At 60.5% G+C, this 14,404-nt stretch carries 12 protein-coding genes; 10 read left to right on the top strand and 2 right to left on the bottom strand.

From position 1 onward, the window contains the following. Window positions 1-17: 17 nt before the first annotated feature. The gene (gene treS / locus ACI3K0_RS06370; RefSeq protein WP_183824080.1) at window positions 18-3,320 is read left to right on the top strand and encodes a maltose alpha-D-glucosyltransferase; all 3,303 of its coding nucleotides are present in this window, start codon (window positions 18-20) and stop codon (window positions 3,318-3,320) included. Beyond that, window positions 3,317-5,524, top strand: coding sequence for a 1,4-alpha-glucan branching protein GlgB (gene glgB / locus ACI3K0_RS06365; RefSeq protein WP_404945136.1), 2,208 nt, complete (start codon window positions 3,317-3,319; stop codon window positions 5,522-5,524). The genes treS and glgB overlap by 4 nt, the downstream gene beginning before the upstream one ends. A gap of 3 nt (window positions 5,525-5,527) precedes the next feature. Here the strand turns inward: glgB and ACI3K0_RS06360 are convergent, their stop codons facing one another. Beyond that, a complete protein-coding gene (locus tag ACI3K0_RS06360) occupies window positions 5,528-6,718 on the bottom strand; it encodes a winged helix-turn-helix domain-containing protein (protein WP_183822998.1) in 1,191 nt (396 codons plus the stop codon). 109 nt (window positions 6,719-6,827) lie between these two features. Here ACI3K0_RS06360 and ACI3K0_RS06355 point away from each other — a divergent pair, with 109 nt between their 5' ends. The 3 genes from ACI3K0_RS06355 to ACI3K0_RS06345 are packed head-to-tail and all read left to right on the top strand — an operon-like array spanning window position 6,828 to window position 8,713. Beyond that, window positions 6,828-7,514 carry an energy-coupling factor ABC transporter ATP-binding protein gene (locus ACI3K0_RS06355; protein WP_183823000.1) on the top strand — a complete coding sequence of 229 codons (687 nt, stop codon included), beginning with the start codon at window positions 6,828-6,830 and terminating at the stop codon, window positions 7,512-7,514. Further along, window positions 7,514-8,119 (top strand): energy-coupling factor transporter transmembrane protein EcfT, encoded by a 606-nt coding sequence (locus tag ACI3K0_RS06350; protein WP_183823002.1) that lies wholly within the window; start codon window positions 7,514-7,516, stop codon window positions 8,117-8,119. Before ACI3K0_RS06355 ends, ACI3K0_RS06350 begins: the two co-directional genes overlap by 1 nt. Window positions 8,120-8,149: 30 nt before the next feature. Next, a complete protein-coding gene (locus ACI3K0_RS06345; protein ID WP_183823004.1) occupies window positions 8,150-8,713 on the top strand; it encodes a biotin transporter BioY in 564 nt (187 codons plus the stop codon). Between the two features lie 9 nt (window positions 8,714-8,722). Here ACI3K0_RS06345 and ACI3K0_RS06340 read toward each other — a convergent pair whose 3' ends face one another. Further along, on the bottom strand, window positions 8,723-9,121 hold the full coding sequence (locus ACI3K0_RS06340) for a thioesterase family protein (RefSeq protein WP_183823006.1): 399 nt from the start codon (window positions 9,119-9,121) through the stop codon (window positions 8,723-8,725). Between the two features lie 132 nt (window positions 9,122-9,253). Between ACI3K0_RS06340 and ACI3K0_RS06335 the strand changes: the two genes are divergently transcribed. The 5 genes from ACI3K0_RS06335 (at window position 9,254) to dxs (ending at window position 14,404) form a co-directional block, all read left to right on the top strand. Further along, entirely contained in the window at window positions 9,254-10,186 is a 933-nt protein-coding gene (locus ACI3K0_RS06335) for a histone deacetylase family protein (protein WP_206824217.1), read from the top strand. A 5-nt stretch (window positions 10,187-10,191) separates the two neighbouring features. Next, the gene (locus tag ACI3K0_RS06330) at window positions 10,192-10,446 is read left to right on the top strand and encodes an exodeoxyribonuclease VII small subunit (protein WP_148142839.1); all 255 of its coding nucleotides are present in this window, start codon (window positions 10,192-10,194) and stop codon (window positions 10,444-10,446) included. An 80-nt stretch (window positions 10,447-10,526) separates the two neighbouring features. Beyond that, window positions 10,527-11,339: an AAA family ATPase gene (locus ACI3K0_RS06325; protein ID WP_183823009.1), complete on the top strand. Its 813-nt coding sequence runs from the start codon at window positions 10,527-10,529 to the stop codon at window positions 11,337-11,339. A gap of 92 nt (window positions 11,340-11,431) precedes the next feature. After that, the gene (locus tag ACI3K0_RS06320) at window positions 11,432-12,355 is read left to right on the top strand and encodes a pirin family protein (protein ID WP_183823011.1); all 924 of its coding nucleotides are present in this window, start codon (window positions 11,432-11,434) and stop codon (window positions 12,353-12,355) included. Window positions 12,356-12,484: 129 nt separating this feature from the next. Next, window positions 12,485-14,404, top strand: coding sequence for a 1-deoxy-D-xylulose-5-phosphate synthase (dxs, locus tag ACI3K0_RS06315; RefSeq protein ID WP_183823013.1), 1,920 nt, complete (start codon window positions 12,485-12,487; stop codon window positions 14,402-14,404).

The following is a 14,404-nucleotide window of genomic DNA, read 5'->3' as shown; positions in this document are numbered from 1 at the left end:
AATGCGCCGTGGATTTCATGACCAATAGCCTTTCGGAGGCGATCAGCCAGAACCAGCAGCAGAACGACGATCCGCTATGGTACAAGGACGCGATCATCTACCAGCTGCATGTGAAGTCTTTTCACGACACGAACGGCGACGGGATAGGCGACTTCAAGGGGCTGACCGAAAAGCTCGATCACATTGCCTCGCTCGGCGCAAATGCGATCTGGCTCCTGCCCTTCTTTCCCTCTCCGCGCCGCGACGATGGTTATGACATCGCAGACTATGGCAATATCAGCCCCGACTACGGCACGATGGAGGATTTTCGGGCGTTTGTGGAAGCCGCACACGAGCGCGGAATCCGCGTCATCATCGAGCTCGTCATCAACCACACCTCGGATCAGCATCCCTGGTTCCAGCGGGCGCGACATTCGCCGGCGGGTTCGCCGGAACGGGATTTCTATGTCTGGTCCGATACTGACCAGAAATTCCCCGAAACCCGGATCATCTTTCTCGATACGGAAAAGTCGAACTGGACCTGGGATCCGGTAGCCGGAGCGTATTACTGGCATCGGTTTTATTCGCATCAGCCGGATCTCAACTTCGACAATCCGGCCGTGCTGGAAGAGCTTCTGCAGGTGATGCGTTATTGGGCCGATACCGGGATCGACGGATTTCGGCTGGACGCGATCCCCTATCTGATCGAGCGTGAGGGCACGAATAACGAGAACCTGCCCGAAACCCACGACATCCTGAAGCGCATTCGTGCGGCACTCGATGAGAGCCATCCCGGAAAAATGCTGCTCGCAGAAGCCAACCAGTGGCCGGAGGATACGCGCGAATATTTCGGTGACGGCGACGAATGCAACATGGCGTTTCATTTTCCGCTGATGCCGCGCATGTACATGGCCATTGCCAAGGAAGATCGGTTCCCGATCACCGACATCATGCGCCAGACGCCGGAAATTCCGGAAAACTGCCAATGGGCGATCTTCCTGCGGAACCATGACGAGCTGACGCTGGAAATGGTGACCGACGAGGAGCGCGATTACCTCTGGAACACCTATGCCGCAGACCGTCGCGCCCGCATCAATCTCGGTATCCGCCGGCGCCTCGCTCCGCTGATGGAACGTGACCGGCGGCGGATCGAACTGATGAATGCGCTGCTCCTGTCCATGCCCGGCACGCCGGTCATCTATTATGGTGACGAAATCGGCATGGGCGACAATATCTATCTCGGCGATCGCGACGGCGTGCGCACCCCGATGCAATGGTCGCCGGACCGCAATGGCGGCTTTTCCAAGGGCGATCCTGCCCGTCTCGTGCTGCCACCGGTCATGGACCCGCTCTACGGCTATGAGGCGGTGAATGTCGAGGCGCAAGGGGCTGACGCCCATTCGCTGCTCAACTGGACCCGGCGCATGCTGGCGCTGCGCAACCGGCACCCGGCTTTCGGCCGTGGTTCGCTTCGGTTCCTGACGCCGGGCAACCGCAAGATCATGGCCTATCTGCGTGAGCATGACGGCGAGACGATCCTCTGCGTCGCCAATCTTTCGCGACTGCCCCAAGCCGTGGAGCTGGATCTGGCGCAGTTCGAGGGCTCGGTGCCGATCGAGCTCACCGGCATGTCACCCTTCCCGCCGATCGGGCAATTGACCTATCTGCTGACGCTTCCGCCCTATGGTTTTTTCTGGTTCCAGCTGTCGCCCGAATCCGATGGGCCGAGCTGGCGCAAGGCGCCGCCGGAACAGGTGCAGGATATGGTGACCATGGTGGTGCGCCGCGACCTGCAGGAACTGGTCGACCAGCCCAAGCTGGTGGACACGATGTCGAACGAGGTGCTGCCGGGATATCTCACGATGCGGCGCTGGTTCGGCGCGAAGGGTGAGATCCTGAACCACGCGGCGCTCATCTCGGCAACGCCGCTTCCCTTTGCCAACAACATCCTTCTCGGCGAACTGGAAGCCGATATCGCCGGCCGCATGGACAACTATCTCCTGCCGCTGGCAGTATCCTGGGACGACAGTTTTCCGACCGCACTTGCCCAGCAGCTTGCCATGGCGCGGTTGAGACAAGGGCGTCGGGTCGGCTTCCTGACCGATGGCTTTGCGCATGAAAGTTTTGCACGCGCTATCCTGCGCGGCCTGTCGGAGCGTGCCGTGATTACCGGTCGCACCGGGGCCCTTGAATTCATCGGCACCGATCATCTTGATAAACTGGAGATCAGCGACGAGCTGCCGGTGCATTGGCTTTCAGCCGAACAGTCCAATAGTTCACTGATCGTCGGCGATCTGGCGATGGTCAAGCTGATCCGCCATATCTTTCCGGGGATCCATCCGGAGGTGGAGATGACGCGGCACCTCACCAAGGTGGGGTACCGGAACACGGCGCAGCTTCTCGGCGAAGTCGCCCGCACAGGGCCCGACGGCACGCGTCACACGCTGATCATTGTACAGAAGGCAATCCGCAACCAGGGTGATGCGTGGAACTGGATGCTCGGAAATCTGCGCCGCTCGATCGACGAGATCGTCGTCACCGGACTGGAGAACGAAACCGCCGACGAACATTTCAAACCGCTGGTGGATTTCGCCGCGACAATAGGAACACGGCTTGGCGAGCTGCATGTGGCGCTGGCGGAAAATACCGATGACGAAGCCTTCAAGCCGGAATGGGGCACGAAGGACGACGTCGCCGCAGCCCGCCGTGCAGTGGCCGAACAGATCGGCCAGAGCCTTGCCATTCTGGAGGGCACCCTGCCGGGACTGGAGGGCGAGATGGCCGAGATCGCGCGGTCGCTGATCGCCCGCCGTGACGAACTTACAGCACTTGCAAGCCGTCTGACGGAAGCGACCGGCGGCACGTTGAAGACGCGCCACCACGGTGATTTCCATCTCGGCCAGATCCTGGTTGCCGAAAGCGATGCCTATATTATCGACTTCGAGGGCGAGCCGACCAAGACGCTTGGCGAGCGAAGGGCAAAAACCAATCCGCTGCGCGACGTGGCAGGACTCTTACGTTCACTCAGCTATCTCGCCGCTGCGGCAGACATGGACCGCGAAGTTGTGAGCGAGGTAGACGATATCCGCCACCGCCAGCTGATCACCCGCTTCATCGAACTGGCCGAACCGGCATTCCTGAGCGCCTATTTCACCGCAGTCGAAAAATCCGATGCGCTTGTGCAATCCAACGAAAATCGAGACCGGGTACTCGATCTCTTCCTTTTGGAAAAGGCCGCTTACGAAGTGGCCTATGAGGTTCGCAGCCGACCGCACTGGCTGCCCCTTCCGCTTGCCGGTTTTTCGGCGATCGCCTCACGACTATTGGAGACTGACAGATGAGATATGAACGCGCAGAGCTGATGACCGGCATGGTGCAGGAAGGACTGCAGGCACTTGCCGAAGGGCGTCACGGAGATCCGTTCTCCATGCTCGGGCAGCATCAATATGGTGATCTCACCGTCGTCAGGACACTGTTGCCCGGCGCACTGTCTGTGTCGGTTATCGAAAGCGATACCGGACGGGTGATGGCAGAGCTCGAACCGATCCATGACGTCGGCATTTTCGCTGGTCTTGTCGGCGGGCCGGCACCCTACCGTCTGCGGATCGAATGGCCGGACGCGGTTCAGGAGACCGAAGACCCTTATTCATTTTCACCGCTGCTCGGCGAACTGGATCTGCATCTGATCAGCCAGGGCACCCATTACGAACTCGGCCGCACGCTCGGGGCCATCCCGATGGAGATCGACGGCGTTTCAGGCGTACGCTTTTCCGTCTGGGCGCCGAATGCGCAGCGGGTTTCCGTCGTCGGTGATTTCAACGCCTGGGACGGACGGCGCAACCCGATGCGGCTTCGCCCGCAAGCGGGGATATGGGAACTGTTCATTCCGCGGCTGACGCATGGCGAGCGCTACAAGTTCGAGCTGCTCGACAGCCACGGCCACCTCTCGCCGCAACGCGCCGACCCGGTGGCGCGGTCATCGGAAGCGGCCCCATCAACCGCATCTATCGTCGCATCGTCGCGACCGTTTCGCTGGCATGATGCGGACTGGATGGAACGGCAGGCACAGGATCGCAGCCGCGACGGCGCGATGTCTGTCTATGAAGTGCATCTCGGTTCCTGGGTGCGGATTTCCGAAGAGGGCAACCGCTCGCTGGACTGGGTAGAGCTCAGCCAGCGACTTATTCCCTATGCGCAATCCCTCGGCTTCACCCATATCGAGATGCTGCCGATCATGGAGCATCCGTTCGGCGGTTCATGGGGTTACCAGCCGCTTGGCCTGTTCGCACCGACCGGGCGTCATGGCACGCCCGAGGACTTCGCCTATTTCGTCGACCGCTGCCATCAGGCCGGCATCGGCGTCATTCTCGACTGGGTGCCGGCGCATTTCCCGACCGATGTCTGGGGTCTTGCCCGTTTCGACGGGACCGCGCTTTATGAACATTCCGATCCTCGCGAGGGCTTTCACAAGGACTGGAACACGCTGATCTACAATCTTGGCCGCAACGAAGTGAAAGGGTTCCTGATCGCCTCGGCGCTCGAATGGCTTGAGCATTTCCATGTCGATGCATTGCGCGTCGATGCAGTCGCCTCGATGCTTTACCGCGACTATAGCCGCAACGAGGGTGAATGGGTCCCAAACCAATATGGCGGGCGAGAGAACCTTGAATCCGTCGAGTTCTTCAAACATCTGAACAGCATCATCCACGAGCGCTGCCCACACGCCTTTACCGTTGCGGAAGAATCCACCGCATGGCCTGGCGTGACCAAGAAACCGGAAGACGGCGGGCTGGGCTTCGATTTCAAGTGGAACATGGGGTGGATGCACGACACACTGCATTATGTCTCGGACGACCCGGTCTACCGCAAGTATGAACATGGCGGCATGACCTTCGGGATGATCTATGCCTATTCCGAGCGTTTCATGCTGCCGATTTCCCATGACGAAGTGGTACATGGCAAAGGCTCGATGCTTGGCAAGATGCCAGGCGACCGGTGGCAGAAGCTTGCCAACCTGCGCGCCTATTACGGCTTCATGTGGGGACATCCAGGCAAGAAGCTGCTTTTCATGGGCTGCGAGATAGGTCAGGAAAGCGAATGGGACCATGACGCCTCGGTCGTCTGGGATCTCCTCGACCGGCCGGAGCATGCCGGTATCCAGTTCCTCATCCGCGACCTCAACCGGCTTTATGCGACCGAGCCGGCGCTGCAGTTCAGCGACGTGCATCCCGAGGGATTTGAATGGGCCGTGGCGGATGACGCGGAAAACTCCGTATATGGCATGCTTCGCTCATCACAGGACCGTTCATCACATATGCTGGTCATGTCGAACATGACGCCAGTGCCGCGCTACGGCTACCGTGTCGGCGTGCCGGAAGACGGCCGCTGGGAGGTGGTCCTCAACACCGATGCAGCAATCTATGGCGGCTCGAATTTCGGCCAGATGGATGCCTGGGGACAACGCTCCCCGCAGCACGACAAGCCATACTCGATCGCGCTTGACCTCCCGCCACTTTCGACGGTGTTTCTGAGGTGGCTGAGGTAATCACTATCCTCGCCAACCGGGCTGATAGAAAACCTTTTCGACACCGGCAAACCTGCCCACCCGCTGCAGCTCCGCATCAAGCTTTTCCAGTCGTCCGGCCGATGCCCGCACGCCCTTTTCGAGCCAAAGGCGCTTGACGTCGAGCACGCCCGCCTTGCGGTCCGCCTTCATGTCGATGCGGCCGATCATCCGGTCGCCTTCCAGAAGCGGGAAAACGTAATAACCGTATTGCCGTTTCGGCTCGGGCACGAAAACCTCGATACGGTAGACGAAATTGAACAGGCGCTCGGCGCGGTCGCGGTTGCGCAGCAGCGGATCGAACGGGCTCAGCACCCGGATGCGCGCCGGCGGATCGGGAATGTCGCCGAGATGATCGGGAAAACCGAGAAGCGCAAAGGAGGCCCGCGGACGGCTGCCGTCGGCTGCTTCGATCACCACTTCGGTCAGTTCGTCGCGATGGCTTGCCACCCAGGCTTTTGCTTCTTCCGGCGTGACGATATCCCAGAAGGCGGCGAGTTCTCCGGATGTGGCAAAACCGAGCTTTTTCATCGCGCTGCGGCAGGCCCAGTCGACGAATTCCTGATGATCGACTTCGGGTTCGTGATGATGAGTGGCGATGACGCGTTCGGTGAGATCATAGACCTTTTGAAAGTTGACCCGCCCTGCGATCGCCAGCTTGCCGGTGTGCCAGTAATATTCGAGCGCCGTCTTGTTCGGATGCCAATTCCACCAGCCGCCGGACTTGTGGTCCTCCATCTTCATATCGCGGGACATGATGGCCCCGTTTTCGGCGATATGTCGGAATGTGTCGTCGAAAGCGGAATCGAAGCCCTCGCCATGCCATTTGCGCCAGCGCTCTGCGAGGATAGGTTCACGGCGACGAAAGCGATGTTTCCAGTAACGGAAAAGCCGCGCCGGAATGATCGAGGCGTCGTGGGTCCAGTGCTCGAAAAGCTCGCCGTCCTTTTCGAGAAGCGCGGTCAGATGCTCCCGTCGATAGGTCTGGTTACGGGAAAACAGGATCATGTGATGGGCGCGCTCGACGGTGGCGATACTATCCACTTGGACGAAGCCGAGATCGTCGATCAGTTGCAGGAGATCGGCCTTGGCCAGCGCGCGACCGGGCGGAGCGCAAAGCTGCTGCCGTTCCAGAAAGATCCGCCTTGCCTGCTCGTTGTTGATCAAAATAGCCATGGCGGGAGACTATGGGCTTCATGCAACCTTTGCAATGTTCTTTTTTTGTTCCGAATTCCTTTGTTGCCGATGGCGGTTTATAGACGCGGGAGGATTTTGAGGATCAGGTTTGGATATCCACTTTGAAAAGGTCGAGGTTCGCTTCGAGGGCCGCACCGTCATCCATCCGCTCGACCTGACGATAAGCGGGCGGCGGGTCGGCATTATCGGGCTGAACGGCTCCGGCAAGACCACGCTTGCGCGGATGATCAACGGGCTGGTCAAGCCATCGTCCGGCCGGGTCACGGTCAACGGTTTCGATACGGTGACAAACGAAGACGAAGCGCGCGGACAAAGCGGATTCATTTTCCAGAACCCGCAGAACCAGATCATTCTGCCGCTGCTGCGCGAAGATATCGCGCTCGGCCTCAAGTCACGCAAACTGCCGAAGCCGGAGGTGACGGCGGCGGTCGATGCCATACTCGACCGTTTCGGTATAAGACATCTCGGAGACCGGCGCGCGCACGAGCTTTCCGGCGGAGAGTTGCAACTTGCAGCGCTGGCCTCGGTGCTCGTCACCGAACCAAAAATTCTGGTGATGGACGAGCCGACCAACCAGCTCGACCTGAAGAACCGCAACCTGGTGGAAAAGACGATCCACACACTGCCGGAAGACGTGATCGTCATCAGCCACGATCTCGATCTCGTGGCCGGTCTGGACCGGGTGCTGCTCGTTCATGAAGGACGGATCGCGGCAGACGGTGGACCTGCCGAAGTCATCGGCGAGTACCGAGCGATGCACGGAGCGACAGCCTGATGCGCTCGCTGCATATCAATGGCGACAGCGTTCTGCACCGGCTTCCGGCGGCTGTGAAACTGGCGGCGCTGGCCATCATCAGCCTGATCCTCTTCATGATCAACAATGCAGGATTTCTCGCGGGTGCGGCATTTGCAGGCCTTGCCGGCCACGCGCTGCTGAGAATCAGCACCGCGGAGATCTGGCGCCGCATGCGCCCGTTTGCACTGATCGTTGTCGTCGTTGCGCTGTTTACGGCGACTTTCAACGGCACGGCCGAAGGACTGACCGCGTTTTTCCGGCTGGCGGCGCTGGCGCTTTTCGCCAGCCTTGTCACCGCAACGACGACGACCGGCGATTTCATCGACGTGATCACCAGGGCTGCGATGCCGTTGGAGCGGCTGGGCATTCTGAAAGCGCGGGATGTCGGGCTTTCGATCGGCCTGGTCATCCGTTTCGTGCCGGAAATCCTCAGCCGCTACGAGGTGATCCGGGATGCGCATTACGCCCGCGGGTTGAAGCCGCGCCCGGTGTCGCTCATCGTTCCGCTGATCATCACAACGCTCCAAAGCGCGGACGAGATTGCCGCTGCCATTGACGCCCGCGGCATCCGCAGTCAGAAGTGACGGATTGTCAGTCTCAAGGAACTCCAAACCATGGCAACCCGCGACCTCGTTCTTTCAGCGCTCTTTGCCGCCATCATCGTGGCTCTCGGCCTCGTTCCGCCGATCATGCTCGGCTTCATTCCGGTTCCGATCACCGCCCAGTCGCTCGGCGTGATGCTGGCAGGCGTCGTGCTCGGCGCCAAGCGCGGCACGATTTCGGTGCTGCTTGTGCTGGTGCTTGCCGCGATCGGGCTTCCGGTTCTTTCCGGCGGCCGTGGCGGCCTTGCCGTGTTCATGGCGCCGACCACCGGTTATCTGATCGGCTGGGTCTTCGCCGTCCTCACCACCGGCTACCTGTCGCAGCTTCTCGTCAGCCACAGCCAGGCCGGCTTCGTGCAAACGGTCAATTTCTTCGTCGCGGCGCTGTTCGGCGGTGTGATCGTTCTTTACGTCTGCGGCATCAGCTATCTGGCGCTGATCACCGGCCTCGGCTTCTCAAAGGCATTCATGGGTTCGCTCGCCTTTATTCCGGGCGATGTCCTGAAAGCCGTGATCGCAGCCCTTGCCGGCCGCGCCGTCATGGTCGGCTACCCGCTCCTGCCCCAGAGGGCCTGAGCATAAGGCTCAATCGAGAAACGAATAAAGCCAGTCGCGCAGGTCTTCCGGAAGCGCGACCGGGCTGCCACCCTTCCCGTCTGTTGCGACCCAGACAATCTCGACTTCGGCGACAGCTTCTTCGCCACGGGTCATGCGCACAAGGAAACCTGCCGATTTTCCGCCGATCTTGCTGACACCGACATGGGTGTGGACGATATCTCCGACGGCAAGCGGCACATGGAATGTCCCGGCAACCTTGCCGGTGATGAAGAACGGGTCATCGTCCTTGGTCTTGCGGCGACGCCAGAAGGCGGCAACCGCTTCCTCGGCGCGGTCGATATAGACCGAACGGAACATCTGGCCATTCATGTCGACGTCGCGGAAGGCAACGCGAAAATCCGACGCCTTGATCGTATCCTTGGCCACGCACACCTCTGAACAGCCATTTCCCCAACACTATTCTTTCCGGCCAAACCGGCCCGAGGGCAAGGGCTGCTGCTTGAAAAAATGCGGCGGATGCGCCATGTCGTGGGCAACAGACCGTCGGGGACACGTTTCATGACCACCCGCCTTTACGAACACCAGATCTTTCTCGAACATCCTGCACCTGAAGGCCATCCTGAGCGACCCGACCGGCTGCGTTCGCTGGCGATCGCGCTCCAGCATCCGAATTTTTCCGATCTGGCACGCAAGGAAGCCCCCCAGGCCAACGAGGATGCGGTCCTGCTTGCGCATCCGGAAGAGCATCTTCGCGCCGTGATGCGCGAAATCCCGGAAGAGGACACGATCCGTCAGATCGAGGCGGATACCTATGTCGGGCCGAAAAGCCTGCAGGCGGCGCTGACCGGTATCGGCGGCGCGATGGCGGCTGTCGACGATGTGATGACGGGCAAGGTCGACAATGCCTTTGTTGCGGCCCGGCCTCCGGGCCACCATGCGGAAAAATCCAAGGCAATGGGCTTCTGCCTGTTCAACAATGCAGCGATTGCAGCGCGCCATGCCCAGCAGACCTATGGCGTCGAGCGCGTCGCGATCATCGACTGGGACGTGCATCACGGCAACGGTACGCAGGACATATTCTGGGATGACCCGTCTGTCCTGTTCTGCTCCACCCACCAGATGCCGCTCTACCCCGGCACAGGCGCCAAGAACGAAACGGGTGCGAAGAACACGGTCGTCAACGCGCCGCTTTCGCCCAATGACGGCAGCGATCATTTTCGCGATGCGTTCAAGGACCGCGTGCTTCCGCGGCTCGATGATTTTCGTCCCGATTTCATCATCATCTCGGCCGGTTTCGACGCGCATCACCGCGATCCGCTGGCGCAGATCAACCTTGTCGGCGATGATTTCGACTGGGCGACCGGGCGGCTGATGGAAATTGCTGGGAAATACGCCAACAACCGGGTCGTCAGCCTGCTTGAGGGTGGTTATGATCTGGAAGGACTGGCAGAATCCGCCGGCATGCATATCGTAAGACTGATGAGAGGATGAAGGACATGACCGAAACCACCGATACGATCGATGTAAGCGGCTATTCCTTCGAAAAGGCTGTTGCCGAACTCGAAAGCATCGTTGCGCGGCTGGAACGCGGCGACGTGGCGCTGGACGAGTCCATCGCCATTTATGAGCGCGGCGAAGCGCTGAAGAAACATTGCGAGAAGCTGCTCAACGCGGCCGAAAACCGGATCGAGAAGATCCGCCTCGACCGCGCCGGAAAGGTGCAGGGCGTCGAGCCGCTCGACGGGGAATAAGGCTCAGCGGTAACGCTGGAAGGCGCTCCCCGATAACTGCATGCGTGCTCCGCCACCAGATGCCGCAAGACAGGTATGCCATGAGCAAAAAGCCGAAAGTCCGGGCCAAACCGCCTTACCTGCGCAGCATTTCCATAAAAAGCACTTGGACGGACTTCGAAGCCTATCCCTATTCCCTGCCGCTTTTGCAGGGCGGGGATTTCTCCCTTCGGTTCGACCACCCGATTACGATCATCGTGGGGGAAAACGGCATCGGCAAATCCACCCTTCTGGAGGGCATTGCCGTGCTTGCCGGATTCGATGATGCCGGCGGCGGCAGTGGTTACCGTCCCGTCGATCACTCGATGGCGATCGAAACGCCCGGCGGCATCCTGTCCAAATGCCTAATCGGCGGATGGCTGCCGAAAGTTTCTGCAGGGTGGTTCTTCAAGGCAGAGACGTTCTTCTCCGTCGCCCGTTATCTCGATCAGGCCGCCAGAGAGAGCAACGAGATGGGGCCGGACTTTCTTTCCTATTCCCATGGCGAAGGGTTCCTGCGTTTTTTCCACGAACGCTGCCGGCGACGCGGTATCTTCATCCTCGACGAACCGGAATCTGCACTTTCTCCCAGACGCCAGATCGAATTGATGAGGATATTGCGCGAGGCGGAACATGCAGGCGAAGCGCAGTTCATCATCGCCACCCATTCACCGCTGATCATGGCCTATCCCGGCGCACGGCTTTTGCGCATGACGAAGGACGGGCTGTCGGAAATCGATTTCCGCGAGACCGACCATTTCTCGCTGATGAAGGAGTTCACCTCCGATCCGGAGACTTTCGTCGCCGAAATATTTCCGCCATCCGAAGGCGATGAGCAGATGGACCTGTATTCGCAAGACCCACCCCCATATTGAGCTTGGCGGAGCAGCTGCCCGCCCCTGTTGCCTCGTGGTTGTCCACCCGGGGGCGAACGCGCTAGGATGAACCGAAAGACGGAGATTGCTGGATGTCCTTTTTCCCTGGAACAGACCCCGCCCCCGGCGATGCCTTTGCTTGTGATGCGATCGAGAACCTGATCATTCCGCGTTCTTCCGATATCGGCGGATTTTCGGTGAGGCGCGCATTGCCGAGCCGGCAGCGGCGGCTGGTAGGGCCGTTCATCTTCTTCGACCGCATGGGACCGGCCATCCTCAAGCCCGACGAGGCGCTGGATGTGAAGCCGCATCCGCATATCGGGCTTTCGACCGTCACTTATCTGTTCGACGGCGAGATCAAGCATCGCGACAGTCTGGGCACCGAACTGGTGATCAAGCCCGGCGACATCAACCTGATGACGGCTGGACGCGGCATTACGCATTCGGAGCGGACGCCGGAGAACCTGCGCGGGCATCCGCTGTCGATGTCCGGGCTGCAGACATGGCTGGCGCTGCCGGACAACAAGGAAGAAATCGACCCCGCCTTTGCCCATACCGGCCGGGAAGTGATGCCCGAAATAGAATGGGACGGCGCGCATGGGCGCGTGGTAATCGGCGCATTCGAGGGGCTTGCCTCGCCGGTTTCGACCTTTACCGACACGCTTTATGTCGACCTGCGGCTCGAACCGGGCAAGAGCTTTCCCTTCGGCGCGGGCCATGAGGAGCGCGCGCTTTACATCCTCGCTGGCGAGCTGGAGATCGCCGGTGACCGGTTCGCAGCCGATCAGCTGCTGGTGTTTCGCGCCGGCGACGAGATCACGCTTCGGGCCGGGCCGCTCGGCTGTCATGTCATGCTGTTCGGCGGTGCCGCGCTCAATTCGAAGCGTTACATCTGGTGGAACTTCGTCTCCTCCTCGAAGGAACGGATCGAAAAAGCCAAGGAAGAGTGGCGAACGGGCCGTTTCGACATCGTTCCGGGCGACGAGGAAGAGTTCGTTCCTTTGCCCTCGCCATAGGCTTTCCGCTTGCCCGGCAGCTAAAATCGATTAGAACCGGATGTTCGTAAAACTTGAAAAAAGCCGTTTTCTGCTCATCTTTTGGGACGAAACGACTTCCAAGAAAACAAGAAGAGAAAGCCAGCTTCCGTGACTTCCCTGCCCGCGACGCCGCTGCTCGACACCGTCAAGCTCCCCGCAGATCTGAAGAAAGTCGATGACCGCGACCTGCCCAAGCTTGCCCGTGAAGTGCGCGACGAGATGATCGATGCGGTCTCGAAAACGGGTGGTCACCTGGGTGCCGGACTTGGTGTGGTCGAACTGACGATCGCCATCCACAAGGTTTTCAACACGCCCGACGACCGGCTGATCTTCGATGTCGGCCACCAGTGTTATCCGCACAAGATCCTGACCGGCCGCCGCGACCGGATCCGCACGCTGCGCCAGGAAGACGGTCTTTCCGGCTTCACCCGCCGGGCGGAAAGCGAATACGATCCCTTTGGCGCCGCGCATTCCTCCACCTCGATTTCGGCCGGTCTCGGCATGGCGGTCGGCTCGGAGCTTGCGGGCAAGAAGCGCAACGTGATCTCGATCATCGGCGACGGCTCGATGTCGGCCGGCATGGCGTTTGAAGCGCTGAACAATGCCGGCGCGCTGGATGCCCGGCTGATCGTCATTCTCAACGACAACGACATGTCGATTGCCCCGCCGACCGGCGCGATGAGCGCCTATCTGGCGCGCCTTGCCTCCGGCCGCGCCTATATGGGCGTGCGCGAAATGGGCAAGAAGCTGACCGGCTATCTCGGCCGTTCCGTCGACCGCGCGATCACCCGTGCCGTCGAACATGCACGCGGTTACGTGACCGGCGGTACGATGTTCGAGGAACTCGGCTTCTACCATATCGGCCCGATCGATGGTCATTCCTTCGACCATCTCCTGCCGGTCCTGCGCAATGTGCGCGACAATGCCCATGGCCCGGTGCTGATCCATGTCGTCACCCAGAAGGGCAAGGGTTATCCGCCGGCGGAAGCTGCGGCCGACAAATATCACGGCGTCAACAAGTTCGACGTCATCACCGGTGCGCAGGCGAAAGCCAAGCCGAATGCCCCCTCCTATACGAGCGTCTTCGGTGACGCTCTGGTACAGGAGGCAGGCTTCGACGACAAGATCGTTGGTATTACCGCGGCGATGCCGGACGGTACGGGTCTCAGCAAGCTGCAACAGGCCTATCCGTCGCGCACCTTCGATGTCGGCATTGCCGAACAGCATGCGGTGACCTTTGCGGCCGGTCTTGCGACCGAAGGCTTCAAGCCGTTCTGCGCCATCTATTCCACCTTCTTGCAGCGCGGTTACGACCAGGTCGTGCATGACGTTGCGATCCAGGGTCTGCCGGTGCGCTTCCCGATCGACCGCGCCGGTTTCGTCGGTGCCGACGGGCCGACACATGCCGGTTCGTTCGACACGACATTCCTCGCCACGCTGCCGAACATGGTTGTCATGGCCGCCGCCGACGAGGCGGAACTGAAACACATGGTGCGCACCGCCGTCGCCTATGACGATGGCCCGATCTCGTTCCGTTATCCGCGCGGCGAAGGCGTCGGCGTCGAACTGCCGGAGCGCGGTGAGATCCTTGAGATCGGCAAGGGCCGCATCGTCAAGGAAGGCTCCAAGGTTGCGCTTTTATCCTTCGGCACGCGGTTGAAGGACTGTCTGCTTGCTGCCGAAGATCTTGAGGCCGCCGGGCTTTCGACGACGGTTGCGGATGCGCGTTTCGCCAAGCCGCTCGACTATGAGCTGATCCGCCAGCTTGCCCGCCACCACGAGGTGCTGATCACCATCGAGGAAGGCGCCGTCGGCGGTTTCGGCAGCCATGTGCTGCAGTTCATGAGCTCTGAAGGCCTGCTCGACCACGGGCTGAAGGTCCGCTCTATGGTTCTTCCGGATATCTGGATGGAACAGGCAAGCCCGGACGTGATGTATGCCAAGGCCGGCCTCGACCGCGCCGGCATCGTCAGGACCGTGTTCGGCGCGCTCGGCAAGACTGTGATCGGCGTGGGCGCTGCGGGATAA

Source organism: Rhizobium sp. ZW T2_16 (assembly GCF_044987325.1).
Lineage (GTDB): Bacteria > Pseudomonadota > Alphaproteobacteria > Rhizobiales > Rhizobiaceae > Neorhizobium > Neorhizobium cellulosilyticum.
This window is presented reverse-complemented; position numbering and strand designations above follow the sequence as displayed.